Annotated in this window: 13 protein-coding genes; 7 read left to right on the forward strand and 6 right to left on the reverse strand. The window is 60.5% G+C overall.

All coding sequences use genetic code 11. The annotated features are described in order from the left end of the window. Positions 1-91: 91 nt before the first annotated feature. Positions 92-1,579, forward strand: a complete 1,488-nt coding sequence (locus tag ACX12D_RS14605) for a TolC family outer membrane protein (RefSeq protein ID WP_459371652.1) — start codon at positions 92-94, stop codon at positions 1,577-1,579. 103 nt (positions 1,580-1,682) lie between these two features. Here the strand turns inward: ACX12D_RS14605 and ACX12D_RS14610 are convergent, their stop codons facing one another. The 4 genes from ACX12D_RS14610 to ACX12D_RS14625 all read right to left on the reverse strand — a co-directional run bounded on the left by ACX12D_RS14610 (position 1,683) and on the right by ACX12D_RS14625 (position 7,465). Then, positions 1,683-2,519 (reverse strand): DUF4377 domain-containing protein, encoded by an 837-nt coding sequence (locus ACX12D_RS14610; protein WP_459371653.1) that lies wholly within the window; start codon positions 2,517-2,519, stop codon positions 1,683-1,685. Positions 2,520-2,863: 344 nt separating this feature from the next. Then, entirely contained in the window at positions 2,864-4,294 is a 1,431-nt protein-coding gene (locus ACX12D_RS14615) for a mannose-1-phosphate guanylyltransferase/mannose-6-phosphate isomerase (protein WP_459371654.1), read from the reverse strand. Between the two features lie 84 nt (positions 4,295-4,378). Then, a complete protein-coding gene (locus tag ACX12D_RS14620) occupies positions 4,379-6,160 on the reverse strand; it encodes a capsular polysaccharide biosynthesis protein (RefSeq protein WP_459371656.1) in 1,782 nt (593 codons plus the stop codon). Between the two features lie 150 nt (positions 6,161-6,310). Further along, positions 6,311-7,465, reverse strand: coding sequence for a glycosyltransferase family 4 protein (locus tag ACX12D_RS14625; protein WP_459371657.1), 1,155 nt, complete (start codon positions 7,463-7,465; stop codon positions 6,311-6,313). A 151-nt stretch (positions 7,466-7,616) separates the two neighbouring features. Between ACX12D_RS14625 and ACX12D_RS14630 the strand changes: the two genes are divergently transcribed. The 6 genes from ACX12D_RS14630 to ACX12D_RS14655 all read left to right on the forward strand — a co-directional run bounded on the left by ACX12D_RS14630 (position 7,617) and on the right by ACX12D_RS14655 (position 16,498). After that, positions 7,617-8,780, forward strand: coding sequence for a polysaccharide biosynthesis/export family protein (locus ACX12D_RS14630; RefSeq protein ID WP_459371658.1), 1,164 nt, complete (start codon positions 7,617-7,619; stop codon positions 8,778-8,780). Between the two features lie 174 nt (positions 8,781-8,954). Next, entirely contained in the window at positions 8,955-10,133 is a 1,179-nt protein-coding gene (locus ACX12D_RS14635; protein ID WP_459371659.1) for a glycosyltransferase, read from the forward strand. After that, positions 10,130-11,686, forward strand: a complete 1,557-nt coding sequence (locus tag ACX12D_RS14640; RefSeq protein ID WP_459371660.1) for a glycosyltransferase — start codon at positions 10,130-10,132, stop codon at positions 11,684-11,686. The genes ACX12D_RS14635 and ACX12D_RS14640 overlap by 4 nt, the downstream gene beginning before the upstream one ends. A gap of 21 nt (positions 11,687-11,707) precedes the next feature. Further along, positions 11,708-13,795: a hypothetical protein gene (locus ACX12D_RS14645; protein ID WP_459371661.1), complete on the forward strand. Its 2,088-nt coding sequence runs from the start codon at positions 11,708-11,710 to the stop codon at positions 13,793-13,795. Between the two features lie 48 nt (positions 13,796-13,843). Further along, positions 13,844-15,085: an FkbM family methyltransferase gene (locus ACX12D_RS14650; protein WP_459371662.1), complete on the forward strand. Its 1,242-nt coding sequence runs from the start codon at positions 13,844-13,846 to the stop codon at positions 15,083-15,085. Between the two features lie 99 nt (positions 15,086-15,184). Continuing rightward, a complete protein-coding gene (locus ACX12D_RS14655) occupies positions 15,185-16,498 on the forward strand; it encodes a glycosyltransferase family 4 protein (protein WP_459371663.1) in 1,314 nt (437 codons plus the stop codon). On the opposite strand, the gene ACX12D_RS14660 is transcribed toward ACX12D_RS14655, so the two are convergent. Together ACX12D_RS14660 and ACX12D_RS14665 are read right to left on the reverse strand one after the other, a co-directional pair. Further along, a complete protein-coding gene (locus tag ACX12D_RS14660) occupies positions 16,487-17,140 on the reverse strand; it encodes an ABC transporter ATP-binding protein (protein WP_459371664.1) in 654 nt (217 codons plus the stop codon). The two genes, ACX12D_RS14655 and ACX12D_RS14660, sit on opposite strands and share 12 nt — an antisense overlap. Further along, complete coding sequence (locus ACX12D_RS14665) at positions 17,137-17,928, reverse strand: ABC transporter permease (RefSeq protein WP_459371665.1); 792 nt, start codon at positions 17,926-17,928, stop codon at positions 17,137-17,139. The genes ACX12D_RS14660 and ACX12D_RS14665 overlap by 4 nt, the downstream gene beginning before the upstream one ends. Positions 17,929-18,134 lie beyond the last annotated feature (206 nt).

Raw genomic sequence — 18,134 nt, forward strand, 5'->3', positions numbered from 1 at the left:
GGGCGCCGGCCTCCCGCGGCGCCAATTCCCTTGAACGCTGATCGTTAGAATCGTTAGCCGCGCGCCCGCTGCCCGGCAGACTGGAGATGTCATGAGGTTTGCGCTTTTCCCTGCGCGGGGCGTGCCCAAGACGCGCCTGGCACTGACGGGTTCCCTGCTTGCGCTGCTGCATCTGCCGGCCGCGCATGGCGCCGACTTGCTCCAGGTCTACCGCGATGCACAGGCCAACGACGCGCAGTTCGCCAGCGCGCGCGCGCAGCTGGTGGCCAGCCAGGAAAAGCTGCCCCAGGGACGCTCCGGCTTGCTGCCGCAGGTCAGTGGCACGCTAAACGCCACGCGCACCAATGTGGACCAGACCGTGCCCTTGGTGTCGGACCGCTTTATCAACAACAATAACTGGTCGCTGCAACTGATCCAGCCGCTGTTTCGCTGGGATCGCTGGGAAACCTACAAGCAGGGCGAACTGGCCGCGCTGGCTGGCGAAGTGACCTTCAGCCAGGCGCAGCTCGACCTGATCACCCGCACCTCGCAGGCCTACTTCGACGTGCTGGCCGCGCAGGACAACCTCTACCTGGCCGGCGCGCAGAAGAAGGCCATCGGCGAGCAACTGGCGCAGGCCAAGCGCAACTTCGAGGTCGGCACCGCCACCATCACCGACGCCAACGACGCGCAGGCCCGCTATGACCTCGCCACCTCGACCGAGATCGCGGCGCAGAGCGACCTCGAAATCCGGCGCGCCAACCTGCAGCAGATCACCAGCAAGCCGGTTGACGAACTGCTCGGATTGCGCACCGCCGCCACGCTGCCCGGCCCGCAGCCGCCCGATGTGAACACCTGGGCCAACCAGGCCGAGAACACCAACCCGCAGGTGGGCCTGGCGCGCTACAACCTCGACTCTGCCCAGCGCGAGTACAACAAGGCACGTTCCGGCCACCTGCCATCGGTCGACCTGATCGCGTCGTACGGCTTCGTCAATGCCACCGGCAATGCCGCGCAGCAGGTCAATGTCTCCAGCCGCTACAACAGCGCCCAGATCGGCGTGCAGCTGAGTGTGCCGATCTACAGCGGTGGCCAGATCCAGTCGCGCGTGCGTGAAACCGCCGCGCTGGCCGACAAGGCCGCCAGCGACCTCGAGTTTGCCCGCCGCACCGCAGCCCAGAGCGCGCGCCAAACCTACTCGGGCGTGTCCAACGGACTCGCCCAGGTCAAGGCCCTCGAGGCCGCCGAGCACTCCGCACAGAGCGCAGTGGAATCCAACCAGCTCGGCTACGAAGTCGGCGTGCGCATCAACATCGACGTGCTGAACGCCGAAGCGCAGTTGTTCTCCACTCGCCGCGACCTGGCCAAGGCGCGCTACGACACCATCATGAACGGGCTGCGCCTGAAGGCCGCTACCGGAGCGCTGACCGAGGACGACGTGGTGCAGATCAACACCCTGCTGACCTCAACCCCGGGCTCGATGTACAAGCTGCCAGAGAAGGTCAAGCTTGGCACGGCATCGCCGGCAGGCACGGCACCGGCAAGGCGCCCCGCCACGCGCAAGGAAGCGATTGCCGGAGCGCCCGCGCCACGCAGCTGAATGTGAATGCCGGGCGCCTGGCAGCCATCGGCATCCGCTCAGGACAAAAGCAAAAACGCCGCGGCTGTGAACCGCGGCGTTTTACTTTCTGGTCCCACATTGCTCAGTTAGCCCGGGTGCGAGACTCCACGCTCAACAACTGCCAGCGAATCGCGGACGCATCCATCGGCGGGTTCTCCACCCGCGTTTCGCGCACCCGCAAGGTGTACGCCACGCCCGGTTCGAAATCCAGCCCCTCGATCGGTCCATACCAAAGCGTCCAGGGCGCGTCCGGGTTCTCGCGCACGCGGTAGCAGGTCTGCCGGCCCATGCCTGAGCACTCCACCCGCTGCGAATCCACGTACACCGTCTTCTCCACGCCGCCGGCGGCCGCCTGCGCATCCATCTTCGCGCCGCGCCGGCCCACGCCCTCGCGCTCGACGAACTGCAGCAGGTCGCCGTCAACTGTCTTCCAGATGATCTGGCGGCCCGTTGACCCGGCCGACGGCTGCGTGCCCACGGTGGTGAACGGCGACTGCATTGCCTTGAGCAGCGCGCTCTCCAGCTCGCCGCGCGGCGGCACGCAAGCCATGCGGGTTCCCGCCAGCCGATCGAAGCGCATGCCCGTTGCCGTCTTGCCATAGCCCCCGGTGAAGCGATTGCAGCCGCTGTATCCGCTCACCGTGCCCTGCGCGGAATCGATCCCGCCATTGAACTCAAAGATGATCGGCTCGCCGTTGTCGCCATGGGGAATGGACTTCAGCGTGCCATCGGCCAGCTGCCAGCGCACCAGCTCCCAGCGGCTAGGACCGCCAGTCTGCGCCTGGTTCAGGCTGGTGCCGGCACCTGGCGAATCCGGCGCGGGTGACGTGGCGCAGGCACCCAGGGCGGCAGCGAGCAAGATGGCGGCAGCCGCACGCGCAGCCAGCGCACCAGAAGTGAGACGAATGGATATCTGCATCTGAAAGCTCCTGAAAGGGGGCCGCGGCTTGGTCGGCCACCGCGGCTCCGAGGAGGCTGGCGAGCCCCGTGGGGAGGCCAGTCCGGGCCTCACGCCGGACAGTGTAGCGAACTGTGTGGAGGCAGCCCATCGGAAGCGGACCTACAAGCCATCCGGCAGGCGTGGCGATCGCCAAAGCGGGATTCGAACAACACCAGCGTGCGCTGGACTCAGCTTGGCTGAGGATCCCATCCAACTTCCATTTTCCGGACAATTGCGTGTCGGCAGTTTTGTAAGCTGGTGCTGCATGGCTTTGCGATGACGTGTCGGATGACATCGGCGCGGCCAGCCCTTCGCTCAAACACCTACACTGACTGGACGCGCCCGTAGTGATCCTCGAAGCGCACGATGTCGTCTTCGCCAAGATAAGCGCCGGACTGGACCTCAATCAACTCGAGCGGAATTTTTCCAGGATTTTCCAGCCGGTGCGTCACGCCGAGCGGAATATAGGTCGATTGGTTTTCCGAGAGCAACAGCACCTCGTCCCCATTGAAAACCTTGGCGGTTCCGCGCACGACGATCCAATGCTCCGCCCGATGGTGATGCATCTGCAAGCTGAGCGACGAGCCCGGCTTGACCACGATACGCTTGACCTGGAAGCGATCACCCTGGTCGATGCCTTCATACGAACCCCAGGGCCGGAACACCCTCCGGTGCGTGACCGACTCGTGTCGGCCCGAGCTATTGAGCTGCTCGACGATCTTCTTCACGTCTTGCGCCTTATCGCGGTGCGAGATCAGGATGGCATCGGCGGTTTCCACGATCACCAGATCCGTCACGCCAACAGCAGCGACCATGCGATGCTCCGCGCGCACGTAGGTATTGCTTACGTCCTCGCTCAACACGTCGCCAAAGAATGCGTTGCCGCTGTCGTCGGAAGCAGCAATATCGGCCAGCGCAGTCCACGAGCCGATATCGTTCCAGCCCAGGCCCGCCGCGGTCACCACTGCGGCCCGCTCGGTCTTTTCCATTACCGCATAGTCGATCGACACATTCGGGCTGGCACTGAACGCCTCGGGGTCAAGCCGCAGGAAGTCTGCATCGCGCTTGCCGGCTTCCACGGCAAGTTCCGCCTGGCGGAGGATCTCCGGTTCGTGGCGACGCAGTTCTTCCAGATAGGCCGACGCCTTCAGCATGAACATACCGCTGTTCCAGTAATAGCCACCCTCTTCGAGGAAACGCGTGGCCGTGGCGGCGTCCGGCTTCTCCACAAAACGTTCGACCAGATAGGCGCCATTGCTGGCAACCAGGTCTTCGCCACGGCGGATATAGCCATAGCCGGTATGCGGCTCGGTTGGCTCGATGCCGAATGTCACCAGGTAGCTGTCCTTGGCGATGCCCGCGGCGATCATGGCCAGCTTGCCGAACACGGCGTCGTTCAGAATCACATGATCGGAAGGCAATACGAGCAGAAGCGCTTCCGCCGTTTCCTTCAGCGCGAGCAACGCGGCCACGGCCACGGCGGGCGCCGTATTGCGCCCAGTCGGCTCCAGCACGATCGACGATGGCATCACATCGACGCTGCGCAACTGTTCGGCGACCAGGAAGCGCTGCTCCGCGTTGGTGATGACGATTGGCGCAGTCACATCGGCGATGCCTCGCAGACGTAGCGCCGTCTGCTGCACCAGAGTGTTTTCGCCGGTGAGTTTCAGGTATTGCTTCGGATAACCACCGCGAGACATGGGCCACAGACGGGTCCCACTGCCGCCACAAAGAATGACGGGATGAATGTTCATGCCAACTCCAACAAGGACTAAGACTCGATCAACGAGGACCACCTTGTTCTGATGCAAGGCTGGTTCCCAAGTACCACCAGAAAATCAATGGGCATGTCTCGGCCCGCGCCGCTGCCATGCCCAATATCCATGCCGTACTGCGTTCCGGCACCAGCGCCAGATCTTGCGCAGGAGGCGGCCGCGGTCGCTCGCAATAGATGTCAGTGGGCGCCCCGCGGTCTGCCCGAGGTTGCGTACAACCGCCTCTGGCGTCGTAAACAGCCCGGTGCGCCAATCCCAGTAGATCGGGTAGCGCAGCAGCGCGCCGGCAACCAGCATGTCCAGCGTTAGCGTCCGCCGACGCCAGGGCTGCGGAAGCACGTCCTCGGTCAAACCCCAGCCCGCATAGAACGGCAGGCCGTATGTAAATACGCGCTTGCCGCGCAGTAGAGCGTCGAAGCCCGCGAGCGAAGACAACACATGTACTTCGTCAGCGAGATCGACAAGCGACAACAAGTCGGCCTCGCCATCGACGATGTCGGCCAGTTCGCGTGCCTCTACCAATCCCGCCCTGTTGCCCGACAAAACATCGGGGTGCGGCTTGTAAACGATAAAACTCTCCGGATTTCGCCGGCGCACCTCTTCGAGCAGTGCTTCGGCCGTGCCTAGCACTCCGGTGCCGAAGCGGATCGAGGCGTCGTCAGCCACCTGGCCCGGCACCAGGATCACCTTTTTCCCATCCGGCGCATGCCAGGCTGGCGTGCGCCTTCCTAAGTTGTATTTGGTTACGCCCAGTCGAGCGACCAATTCGCGCAGTCGTCCCGCACGCTCCAGCTCGCCGGTATCGAAATGGGTGTCGTTCAGGATGTGCGTCAACTCGCTTGGCCGGCGCGCATCAAAGTACAGGCCCAGACGGTCAACCACCTGGCTGCAGGGCGCATTCATGTCGGATCCCAACCCATCAGAATGAAAGAAGCCGTCTTCCATTCTCAGCACGGAAGTATCCGAGGGTATGCCATCGTCGCTTTTGGCGCCCCATAGCGCCACAAATTCGCCTGGCTTGACATCAGCCGGCCGACCGGACCAGCGGAGTTCACCACCGCCCGCCGAGAGGAACGGCGTGGCGAAATGCCGCTTCCAGAGCCGGAACTCCAGGCCCGCCACCTGTGCGCAATCTGCGTAGCGGCCGCGTACGTTACGCTGCAGTTCGATGCTGTCAAGCACCTGCGCCAGCGTGCCGGCGCGGTGGGTTTCCGGGTCGAAGTAGCGTGCAAGACGTAGATAAACCACGTCGAACAGCGAGGCAAGCGTTGGCTTGGCATGGCGATCTGGCATTTTCAGGTCGTCGTGGGTCAGGCCCCAGCCAGCATAGAAAGGCCTGCCATACACATGCACCGGAACGCCGGCCAACAAGGCCTGCATGCCCTCGGGAGCGCTGACGGTATAGAAATGATCGACATGCGGCAGCGTCGCAAAAAGGCTGAAGCCATAGTCGATCATGCGAATACCGGCGGGCAATCCGCGCAAGCGCGCCAAGTGACCGCGCTTGCCCCCAGATACCGGCCAGACCCAGAATTCCGCGGCTGGATGCTCCGCGAGCGCGGCAGCCACCATCCGCTCAAGCGCTGCCCCATCGCCTCTATCGCCGCAAGCCTGATCAACAAGTAACACGCGTAGCCTATTGCTCAATGCCGCCAGCCCCGGTGCGCACAAAGGTATTGCATCGCAGGCAGCCTCCGCGCGAGCGGCTAAGACTCGCACCATCAGTTCAGATGATTCCGAAGAAGTCGCACCTGAGCGACTAGCGTCCTCCAGCGCTTCTGCCACCGCCTGCTCCATCAAGGTAGCTGGCCTGCCTCGGCCACTCAGTTCAAACCAGGACAACATCGGCCGCCCATTCCTGCCTGAAGACCAAACAGGACCGGGCAGCAAGGCCGGCGCAGTGCTGCGACCGAGTCGCGCAAGACCGAGCGTCGCCCTGCTTGGATCGAGTGCGGCCTGCGGCAGTGGCCCTCCGTTTGCACCCGCACCGGCCATCTACACCAACTCCTCGATGAATTGATCCACCACGTCGAAATGCTCCCGCCAGGTCGGCTCGCGAAAGCGCCTGATTCTCGCCATCTGGGCCATGCGCTCCGGACTTGCCGTCGCTGCGTACGCCATGATGCGACGCATCCAGCCCGGACCGTCGAGCGGGTCGAGATAGTCGGGAATGTCCGCCGCAATTTCACGGAATACAGGCAGGTCACTGGCAATCACTGGCACCCGAAGCGCCAACGCCTCAGCCAACGGCATGCCGTATCCCTCTACGAAGGAGGGGAAGAGGAGCGCTTGCGCATGGTGCAGATAATTCTGCAGACGCTCGTCCGAACAGTCGCCTTCCTCGATCACCATGCCACGCAGCGGCGCGCAGCGTTCGAGCATGTCGACCACGTTCTCGCACTCCCACCCGCGTCGCCCAATGACAACCAGCGTCGGCGCGCTAGCTCCATGGATTTCAACCAGGCGGCGCCAGATATGCAGGGCGAACCAATGATTCTTGCGAGGCTCGATGGTGCCAAGCATGACGAAATAGGGCTGCGGGAGAGGGCGCGCGCCGGGCGTACCGGCAGGCACGCCCGAGGCAAGGCGGGCGACAACCGTTCGGGGTACGGTCCAGCCGGCGCGGAGGGACTCCTCCGCAAAGGAATCCAGGGTCGACTGGGAATTGGCAATGATGCCTGCCGCATGAGCAGATGCCACGGTCATTCTTCTGCGATGCATTGCCAGCACGCCGGGCCGGCAATACTCGGCGTGCGTGAGCGGGATCAAATCGTGCACCATGAATACAGGCCGAATCTGCCGCCTCCTCATCGCCGCGAAATACCGGCCGAACTCCATCCCGGAATGACTGGTATGCAGCAGCACCCCTGGATCAGCCCGGTCACGCCTCAGGCTGCTGAGAACAGCCCGTGCCATCAGGCCCCTGGCATCCCTCGAGCGGGTAAAATCCTGGTTCAACAACATCTCGAAAGCCCGTGCCGACTCGCGCTCCGACATCACGATGTGGAAGCCGCGTTCGCTCAGCACGGCCCGCGCTCGGTGCGAATAGTGCCTGACGTACGCAAGACCAACGCGATCCACGCCAGTGGGCAGCGTCCGCTTGGCCAGTCGATCCAAAAGCCGCGTAACGTCCAGGTATATGGGATTCACTGTGCAACTGCGCGAGGGAACATGCAAACGAAAAGTGTCAAAAATATTCCAACAAGTCCATAAACGAGATTGTCGGCACATTGGCGTATTTTAGCCACGAACATGCCATAATTGCAAAAATTCACCCAGCCTTAGGAAGAATCACCTCAGAATGCGTAGCCTGTCCGCCTTGTTGGTGGCCGTGTCGACCATCAGCACAGCCAGCCTTACTGCTTGTTCCTTCGTCCCATCCTCCGGCCCCACCAAGTCTCAGGTACAGGACTCCATTCAGGCATCGGTCACTGCCGGCATTCAGATTGTCGATGTCACGGAAGATGTCGCGCAACGCCTGCTGAAAGAGCGCCAGCCCGGCGATTTTTCCCATACCCTGGGCAACAACGCACAATTCCAGCAACAGCTTGGCGTAGGCGACACCCTTGAGGTCTCCGTCTGGGAAGCACCACCGGCCACGCTGTTTGGCGCCTCGGCAATGGATCCCCGGGTTGCGCCCACCAATGCACGCGTCACCGTCCTGCCTGAGCAAATGGTCAGTGGCGACGGCCATATCAATATCCCGTTTGCCGGCCAGATCAAGGCAGCCGGCCGCACCACCACCGAAGTGGAGCGGGCCATTACCGCCGCTCTGAAGGGCAAGGCGAACCAACCGCAAGTTCTGGTACGTTTGTCGAAGAATGTCACTTCCTATGTGACAGTGGTCGGCGACGTTGGCGCAAGCACCCGCATGCAGCTCACCCCGCGCGGCGAACGCCTGCTGGACGCCGTCGCAAGCGCGGGAGGCGTTCGCCAGCCTGTGGATAAAACGACCATCCAGGTCACCCGCGGCAGCGAAGTCCAGACCCTGCCACTGCAAACCATCATCCGCGACCCCCGCCAGAACGTGCAGCTTCGCGCAGGCGACGTAGTAACCGCCCTGTATCAGCCTCTCAGTTTTACCGCACTGGGCGCGACCGGCAAGAACCAGGAAGTCAACTTCGAAGCGCAAGGCATCACGCTGGCCCAGGCCATCGCCCGCGCCGGCGGCCTTGAAGACACCCGCTCCGACGCGCGAGGCGTGTTCGTCTTCCGCTTCGAGGACGCCTCCGCCCTGCCCTGGCCCAATCAGCCCGTACGGACCACGCAGAATGGCAAGGTGCCGGTGGTCTACCGCATCGACCTGAAGGACCCGGGCAGCTTCTTCGTGGCTCAGACTTTTCCGATGGACAACAAGGATCTCCTGTATGTATCGAACGCCCCGATCGCGGAGCTTCAGAAATTCCTGAACGTGGTGTTCTCGGTGGCTTATCCGGTGGTAACCACGGTCAATACTTTCAAGTAACACGGTCCTTATTGCCAGCCGCGCCCGAGTCGGCGCGCCCCCATCTGTTGCGCTTGCCTTTCGTCAGGAATGCAAACGCAGGTGGCAGGGACCTCAAGCTTTCCACGCCATTTTGCCGTTGACGAGCTGCTCAACCAATCAATTCATCATTCGCTTTAGCGTTGGAGTCTGTCTGTGCGTTTGTTTATCTGTGATCCGGTTTGCGCGCAACCTTTCGGCCACAACGTCGTTGCATTGCACTATTTTTCGAATGCATTTAAAGATGTATTTGAAGAGATCGTGCCGTTGTGCTGCAAACACCTGCCGGAAAAGACGGTCGACGAATATGGTTTCGTCCCGTTCTACGATTTCTATTATCACGAGTATATTTCCATTGCAGCGGCTCCCAAACCGGGCGCAGATAGCGCAAGCGGCTTCGCGGACGCACTCGAAGCGCAGGCAACCCGAGATGCGAAGCGGCTCATCCAGAGCTATGAGATAGATGATACCGATACGCTCTTCTTCCCCAGCCTGGATATATATGGCGTCATTGGACTCCTGAATGCGCTGGCGGAAGAACCCGTTTCCCGGCAGCCCAAGATCTTCCTGCGCTTCATCGGTGTCATGGAGAACGCTTCGCACACCTACCGCGATCCCGAGCGCGAACTGCTTCGCAGGCTTGTTATCGCGCGCGCCGCCGGAGCCCGTATCGCGTTTTCAGCGGAAACCCCGAGGCTCGCCGATCGTCTTGCTGCCCTGCTATGCGCGCCGGTCGCGGTAACGCCCTATCCCACTATCGCGACGGCATTCCCATTTCCCCCGGCAGGTCCGATGCTATGTTTCTGCCCTGGGTCGGCACGATACGACAAGGGCTTTCTCTTGCTGCGCGAGCTCTTCCTGTCAATTCGACAGCGGGACCCGGATCTGGCCATTCAGTTCGTCGTGCAAAACCTGCCGGACCGCGACGCGGTTCACCACGATGGCTATATATCGCAGCTCTACGCAATGCCCGGAGTGGAATTGCTATCCTCGATGATATCCGAGCAGGAAATGATCCGGCACTACAGGAATGCATCCGTCATTCTGCTGCCATACGATCACACCGTGTATGAACTGCGCGGCTCCGCAGCGCTGATGGAAGCAGCCTGTTTCGGGCGCCCGGTTATCTCGCTGGATCGAATGGCATTCTCCGAGCAAATCAGATACTACGGTCTGGGGACCGTCTGCGCGTCGCTCGATGAAATGGCAAATGCGGTAATCGAGCTCGCGCAGGAAGATCGTGAGCACGTTGCCCAGCGTGCGCTCCAGGCCCGTCACCGCCTGACGGCAGACATGGACGGCTCCTATGATCGATGGTTTCGCGTTGCACTATGAAAATACTTTTTGTTGACCACATCTTTCATGAGAAAACTCGCTCCAGCGAGTTCTTTCGCACCTTGCTGGCACGCTCCTTCGAGTTGCGCACACTCTACGTTGATCCTGATGAGCCCTCGCGCCTGCTGGATTCGATAGAGGATGCGCAGGAGGACCTCGCCGTGCTTTGGCAGATGGACTACCTGGCTCCCATCTTCCTGGCTATGGGTATGCGCGTCATCGTGATTCCCATGTATGACGGTTCAGCAAATATGCCGGATGTCCACTGGCTCTGGGCCAGGCAGGCGCGCTTCATCAACTTCAGCCGACGCCTTCACGCAAAAATCGGCCGCTGTGGCGGAGACTCGCTGCTCGTCAAATATTTCAAGCCGCCGGTCAGGGAGAATCGCCTGAAGAAATTTGACAAACTCAACGTTCTTCTTTGGCAACGCCGCCCCGAGCACGGCATTAACCTGAATATGGTGGAACGCCTCCTCGGCACTCAGATTGACAGCCTGCATGTGCATGACACGCCGGACGACGAAAAGTGCATATCCAGTGCATATATGCTGCGGAGCATGTCAGGCTATGAGCTGACCACTTCCAGCTGGTTTAAATCGCCGGACGACTACGCTCGCTTGCTTGACAGATGCAATGTATTCATCGCCCCTCGACGCACCGAGGGCATTGGCATGGCATTCCTGGAAGCAATGAGCCGCGGCTTCCTCGTGTTCGCAGCTGACGGCGCTACGCACGACGAATACTTAGCTAACTGGGTCAACGGCGTCCTGTTCAACCCTGATCAGGCCGGCTACACCGATCTGCATGACCGCGCGGAAGCAATGGGCCGCATGGCATGGAAGACGGCACAGATCGGCTACGAAAAGTGGCTTGCTTCGCAAGCCGATCTGCTCGATTTCATCCGCACCACCCCAAAGCCGGTATTTGCCAAGCGCCCCGACGCAGCCGACTTCGCCCGGAGTCTGATCGCTCACTACAGTGCGGGATTGGAACAGTATCGCGCGTTCCTGCTGAGCAACCTCCAGTATCTGGAGGCGTTCGGCGGAAGCGAGGCCATCGAACGGCTTGAGGCCGACGGCAGCATTTGTCCCCAGCGCCGGCGGCGCGAGAAAAGCGCGACTGAACAGTATCTGGAACAGCTCTCTTCCATGCCCTGGCTCGATCAGAACAGATTCGAGCCGTCAACCAGGGAAAGTCTTCGCCACATTGTGGAGGGGGTTGTCAACGTCGAGGACGATTGCGCGTGGGTGACCGGAGACGGCCTGACACTTGGCTTCTCGCTAGACCCGACCTTGGGCGCCACCAGCAAGATGCAGATCGCCTACAAATCGCTCGGCAGCGCCACTCATGCCGCCCAGTATCTCGTCATCCTCAACGGCTGGTCGATCGGATCTGGCGCGTTCGCAGAGACCGAGGGAGCCGTCGCGCACGACGTCCCTGTGCACTCGCTCAAGAGAAATAACACGCTACGCATCCAGATCCTGCCTGGAGCAGATGCGTCGGCAGCCTCGGCACGAGAGTCGTGGGGCATAGCGCGCGTTGAGTTCGTTTGAACGCATGGAGCAGAACCCCCAATGTTTAATCTGAAAATCGCTTTCGGCGATAAGGTCGGCAACCTGATCCGCTCAGGTGACCAGGCGCGGGAGGCAAAGCAATGGCGATCCGCCATCGCCTACTACGAGCGCGTCGTTGCCACCAAGCCCTCGCTGGCAAGTATCTGGGTCCAGCTAGGTCATGCGCGCAAGGAACACGGAGACCTGGCTGGTGCTGAAACCGCTTACCAGACGGCCATACAGCTCGAGCCGGACTCAGCTGACACAGCACTGCATATGGGCCACCTGCATAAAGTGGCCCGGCGGATGGAAGATGCCGCGGCCTGGTACCGACGGTCGTTCCGGCTGGATCACCTGAACATCAATGCTCGCGAGGAATTGACGGCGCTTGGGCAGCTTAGCGATGAGGGTGACTGGGCTGCCGACCCCTTGGAACTGACAGCCCACTCTCAGCCATTACGCCGACTCCTCTGGGACTGCACGCGGCACCATCGCTTGGCAAGTGCCGGCCAATTCTGCGCCGAGGAAAAATGGTTTGTCGACCTCGGCATCGCCAGTTCGAAGCACTTTGACGTAACCCCGGCTATGTTCGATCAGGAGGCTGGCCGCTTTCTGCGCTGCTCCTTTGAGGGCAACGTCATCGACGGGCGCGAGGCGGCTGCCTTGCCAAAAGGGAACGGCGCACACACCGATCTTGTCATCGGCGTGAATTGCCGCCGCACCCTGCCCACGGACCTGATCCGCTTGCTTTGTGCGGCACGATCACAACCGGGCATGCGGATTTTTGGCGTTGTTCGCGATGCGGCCGCTAGCGACCCCGGCCCGGGCAGTTCGGACAGCCTCGAGATCCTGAAGATCCTTGAAGAACATGCAACGGCGATTTTGGTGTGTCAGGGTAAGGATCGCGAACTGGCGGAAGATATTGCCCGCCGGGTCGGCCGCCGCCAATCGATGGTCTTCGCACTCGACCCTGCACCTTCGAGCGCCACTCCGCGCGCGGTCGTTCCTCGCGCCCGTGCCGTCAAACGTATCCTGATCCTCGAGTCACAAGACGCCCACGACATGCCGATGAGCGCACCGCGTCACAGCGAGGCGTCGGGAGAGATAATCTCGCGAGTCGCATGGGACGAATCAACGCATTCCTGCAAGGCGGAAGACGCCTTGAAACCCGGAGCGCGAATCACGCCCGCCGAGGCATGGCGCGAGCTCGCCAGCGCACGTATCCAAACGCTCCTCATCCCCCGGTCGCGCCCCGATGGCGACATTTGGGCCGCCCATGCGCTCGCACATGGGGTGGAAGTGCTATGCCACGCAGGCAATCGGCGAGTATTCCAAGTCATCGGAACGTGCGTGTCATACTTTGACGACCATGGCTCGGCCCATGCCGAAGCATTGCCACCCGTTGCCGCCACAACCGATACGCGGCCTTCCCTGGCGCAAGCGAGCAAGCGAGTCGAAGAGACCCTGCACACCCCCTGGATCCAAGCACTCAATACGATAGCAACGGCGCAGGAACACTTCTCCCCCCCCGTTATTCCAGCCAACGCAGCACGCTATGGCCTCTACTATGGTAGCGAAGAGGTTGCGGGCACCGGACGGCAATATAGCGAGGCTGATGGGCGCAGCATGCTTCTTGGGGCCGGATGGGGCGCCACCACCTCTCTCGGTACCGCCATAGCCGACGGCGATGCACGGATTCAGTTCTGCCTGCCCTTCCCTCCGGAGGGTGTGGTCACGTGCAGGGCCCTCCTGTATCGCGCCGACGCCAGCACTGACGATGCCACGCTGGCACTGACATGGGCAGAACTCGAGGCCGAACCCCTCACCAATACGCCAAGATCCGGAGGAGCCACGTACAGCGTACATATCGGACGGACCTGTCCTCAGGACCAGCCCAGGAACAACTTGCCGCGCCTCGCTGGGTTCCTGATCCATCCAAAAAAGCGCGACCACCACTGGCATGAGTTCCTGGATCGGACATCGAGAAGCATTCGGTCATTCCGAAATCTCCCGCTACGCCTGCCAGGCTCGCTAACAGAGCCCGCCAGTTCACTGGTTGAACAACACTGCGAGCTTCCTGGAAGCCTCCGCGCGCAGGATTATGCCTAGCTCGGGGACTACCGCGCGATGGAGCATGATGCGTCTATGGAAAATGCCATGGCTTTGACTATCCGGTTCGAAGAAGACAGCTTTGCCATTGTCTTCGACGAACTCGACCGGAATATTGCGCCGGCGGTACAACGCGAGCAGACCTGGGAGCCGTGGCAGCTCGAAATGTACAGGCGAACCATCCGCGAGTCGTGGACGTGCGTGGACGTCGGAGCAAACGTCGGCGTCAATGCAATTGCTATGTCGCGCCGCGCGCGCAAGGTGTATGCCTTCGAGCCGGTCGAGCTGACTCACTCACTGCTCCTGCACAACCTCGCGCTGAATGCGAGCAGCAACGTTACGCCATACAAGTTCGCGCTCGGAGAGGATACCAGTATCGCCACTATATACGCCGATAGAGCAGAGCTTGGGCGAGCCAGCATCGGCACCGGCGCACGGGAAGCCATTGCGCCAGCTTCGGACCCTTCCCTCCAGGTGGGCGGCAGCGTGCAGGTACGACCTATGGATGACTGGTGGGATGAGTTGCAGAACCCACGCATCGACTTTATCAAGATCGATGTCGAAGGCTTCGAACTGCAGGTACTGTCGGGCGCGAAACGGCTATTGAAGGCAAACTCCGAGGTACTCCTGGTCTGCGAAATGAACGTCGAGGCCCACGCTGCGAGAGAAGCCGATCGGGAAAAATCCTCATCCTCTGCCTCGCTGTTTGCGCAATTGCGGGAACTCTTCGAGCACGTCTTCTTCATGGGGCGGGATCTGCAACTCCATGAACTGCACTCCTATTCGCAGCTACGCGTCCTTCTCATGCATGGACATCCGGTGGATGACCTGTTCTGCTGCAACTGCATACCGGACACCGTCGCGGACATGATCGCGAAGAAATGGACGGTCCCGAATCGTCTCACTTGCGAGTACGAGGTCGATCAGTCATCGACCGTGCTGTTTGTCAATCGTTTCCCGGATGGCTGGACCGCGCCGGTTGATGGACATGGGAACACGCAATCCGCGGCCGTGATCACCATCAGCAGGGATGCCGTGGTCAGGCTGTCTCTGCGTCCAATCTATACAAAGCACGCCGGCCCGCAGACATTCCGCGTCAATCTGTACGGGAACAATGACGCGTTCTACTTCGATGTGACCGACAAGCCTGCGGAACTTGCGCTGCGGTTCCAAGCAGGGATTCACTGGATCTTCATCGAAACGGATTTCGCTCTGCCCGCGGGGCCGTACCTGGGTAATCCGCAGGATGGCCGCACCATTGGTGCAAACGTGCGGCTGACAATCGAATAGCGATTGCCGTCGAATCTCCACCAATATCGCCCCCCCCCGCCGGACAGGCTCCGACCAAATGCACTTCAAGAAATATCCAATCAGGAGAGGATTCACCCAATGCCATCAGTAATGGTAGATGGATACAACCTGGGCCTCGAGAAGGGGACAGGCGTTGCCACCTACGGCAGCAATCTGTGCAAGGCCGCACGAAGCGTCGGCTATCGGATCAATTTGCTCTATGGCGGCAGGTCCACACGCTCCAAGAATCCACTGCTGAGCGAGATTGCCTTCTTTGACGGAGCGATGCGCAAAAAGGCGGGTATCGCGGGTATCCCACGCATGGTAGGCGAAGCCTTCTCGGCCCCTCTTGGATGCCGTGTGGATGAAGTCCCCATCTCGGGAGGCGTTCTATATGACTCGCTCAAGACACGCCTTCCGAACTTCGACAGGCTCTGGAACAGTCCGGATCTATACAAGCGGTCTCACCGGGCTTTCAGGTGGTTCAACAGGTTCGCAAGCGTAGCCTTGCCACAAGTGGACATTGCGCACTGGACTTATCCCCTGCCGATACGCGCCAAGGGCGCGCTCAACATCTATACGTTGCACGATCTCGTGCCGCTGAGGCTGCCGCATACCACGCTCGACCACAAGCGGAACTACTTCGCGCTCTGCAAGAGGCTCGTTGACACCGCCGATCACATCATCACCGTTTCCGAAACCTCGCGAAAGGACATCATCAATCTACTGGATGCCGACCCGGATAAAGTAACGAATACCTTTCAGTCGGTATCTCTACCGAAGGCGGCGACCGAAAAAAGCGAGGCGACAGTACGTCAAGAGCTTTCAGGAATATTCAATCTCTCTTATAAGGGATATTTTCTGTTCTTTGGCGCAATCGAGCCCAAGAAGAATATCAATAGACTTATCGAGGCATATCTTGGCAGCGGGGTGAATCTTCCCCTGGTCGTCGTCGGAGCGCCAGGATGGAAGTCGGAGGAGGAGTTACGGCTTCTGAAGACGATTGGCGCACTTCCGGGCCAAGTGCAAAGCCGTATCCTGCGGCTCGAATACCTACCGCTGCCGCTCTTGATCACGATAATCCGTGGAGCCAAAGCGACCGTCTTCCCGTCCCTTTACGAAGGCTTCGGGTTGCCCGTGCTTGAATCAATGACGCTTGGGACAGCCGTCATCACTTCGAGGATTGGCAGCTTGCTCGAGGTGGCCGGAGACGCCTGTTCGGTGATCGACCCCTACGATACGCGCGCGCTAGCGCAAGCTATGAGAGCCATCGACACGAACGACGATCTGCGGCGCAGCCTGGAAGAAAAGGGCGTCCGCCAGGCACTTCAATTCAATCCGGAAGCCTATGCGAAGAGGATTGACGAGGTGTACCGGTTGGTGGTCGAGAAGAGACGGCTTTCAACCCGCTGACTGCTCGTAGAAGGCATAGGCTTCATCGACCTCGGCGAATGCATGCAGCTTTCCTTGTACAAGGACGGCTGCATGGTCGCAATGTTCGCGAATATAGCCGGGGTCATGACTGACAATGATCAGCGAGGAGTTTTTTCGCTTCTCGAACAGTTCGGCATGGCATTTCGCGTGAAATCTGCTGTCACCCACAGCAACAATCTCGTCGATCAGGAAACAATCGAAATCAATCGCCATCGAGATCGCGAAGGCCAGCCGCGCACGCATGCCTGCTGAATATGTCTTGACGGGCTCTCGCAGGTAGTAGCCCAGCTCTGAGAATTCCTGAACGAACGGCTCGACGGCCTTAGGGTCGGCACCATACACACGACAGATAAAGCGCAGGTTGTCCATTCCGCTCAGGCTGCTCTGAAAGGCTCCACCAAATGCCAGCGGCCAGGACACGCTCATCCCGCGCCGAATGGTGCCGTATGTGGGCAGCTCCGCGCCACTGATCATCCTGATCATGGTGGACTTCCCTGCACCATTGCGTCCCAGGATGCCGATCTTCTCCGTCTGTCGTACGCGCAGGTTGATATCGTGCAGTACCATCCGCCAGCCTTGACGCGTATGGTAGCCCTTGCCTAGATTCTTGATGTCAATCACTCCGGCTCCACTCGCTTGCTGGCCTCGCGTACGGATACGAGACCTATGAATAGCAGGATCAGGTCTGCAACACAGAGATAGCCGAGATCATAGTGCGGATTCACTCTAGCGCCGAAATATCCGGCACGAATCATCTCCGTACCGTGCACCATCGGAAACAACAAGACAATCTTTTGGGCCAATGGTGGAAGCCATTCCACCATAAAAACCGCACCTGAAAACGGGAAAAACAAATAGGAAATCGTGTGCCAGATGCGCTCTACCGCTTCGCTGCGCTCACTTAATCCGCCGACGGCAAAACCGAGCCCGATGCCGAAGAACGCCAGAAGAACCCAGCCAACAAAGATCAGTCCCAGGTCCACAGGTGGCTCCATCAGCCCAAGGGAGATAAACAGAAGCAGCAGGAAGGCAAATGAGGTGGTGGCGCCAGCGATCTCCAGTACAACCCGCGCCAGGAACAGATCGATCACGCGCACATTGCGGTGATACAGCAGGCTCTGGTTTGGAAGGATCGCCAAGGCGCAACGGTTCGCGCAGTTCCGCCAAAGCAGAACTGCAGAATAGCCGGTCACTGCGAAAGCCGTGATGGGCAGATTCGATCCATGCGCCGCCTTGGTGGCTGTCCAGAGCGCGGTCACGCCAAGCGTGAACATCATCGGCTCAAAGAACACCCACAGGAATCCGATGTTATGCCGCCCATAGCGTGTCAGGATCTCGCGCATCAGGAGTGCCCCGACTACCCGGACCTGGATACGAAGGGATTGAACAATAGTGGTTTCAGAACTCATGCAATTGCCTACCATTAGGCGAAACCGTGATCGGGTCCGCGCGATTGGCTTTGGGATCGATCCTCAACCTGCCGCCCCGGCCACGGAGGCCTGGAACGGTACGCCTCCCTCGCGCCCCGCTGATGCGGCACCGTTTCGGGATTCAAGGCGCGACCGGGGCGACGGAGAGAATCTTGCCGGGATACAGTCAAAATGCAGCGCCGCTA

Source organism: Cupriavidus sp. PET2-C1 (assembly GCF_054515855.1).

What these genes read in the sequence shown, in the direction of transcription:
- ACX12D_RS14665 (WP_459371665.1), bottom strand. Translation starts at nt 17,928, where the DNA reads ATGAGTTCTGAAACCACTATTGTTCAATCCCTTCGTATCCAGGTCCGG.
- ACX12D_RS14645 (WP_459371661.1), top strand. Translation starts at nt 11,708, where the DNA reads ATGTTTAATCTGAAAATCGCTTTCGGCGATAAGGTCGGCAACCTGATC.
- ACX12D_RS14620 (WP_459371656.1), bottom strand. Translation starts at nt 6,160, where the DNA reads ATGTTGTCCTGGTTTGAACTGAGTGGCCGAGGCAGGCCAGCTACCTTG.
- ACX12D_RS14605 (WP_459371652.1), top strand. Translation starts at nt 92, where the DNA reads ATGAGGTTTGCGCTTTTCCCTGCGCGGGGCGTGCCCAAGACGCGCCTG.
- ACX12D_RS14640 (WP_459371660.1), top strand. Translation starts at nt 10,130, where the DNA reads ATGAAAATACTTTTTGTTGACCACATCTTTCATGAGAAAACTCGCTCC.
- ACX12D_RS14655 (WP_459371663.1), top strand. Translation starts at nt 15,185, where the DNA reads ATGCCATCAGTAATGGTAGATGGATACAACCTGGGCCTCGAGAAGGGG.
- ACX12D_RS14615 (WP_459371654.1), bottom strand. Translation starts at nt 4,294, where the DNA reads ATGAACATTCATCCCGTCATTCTTTGTGGCGGCAGTGGGACCCGTCTG.
- ACX12D_RS14610 (WP_459371653.1), bottom strand. Translation starts at nt 2,519, where the DNA reads ATGCAGATATCCATTCGTCTCACTTCTGGTGCGCTGGCTGCGCGTGCG.
- ACX12D_RS14650 (WP_459371662.1), top strand. Translation starts at nt 13,844, where the DNA reads ATGGCTTTGACTATCCGGTTCGAAGAAGACAGCTTTGCCATTGTCTTC.
- ACX12D_RS14630 (WP_459371658.1), top strand. Translation starts at nt 7,617, where the DNA reads ATGCGTAGCCTGTCCGCCTTGTTGGTGGCCGTGTCGACCATCAGCACA.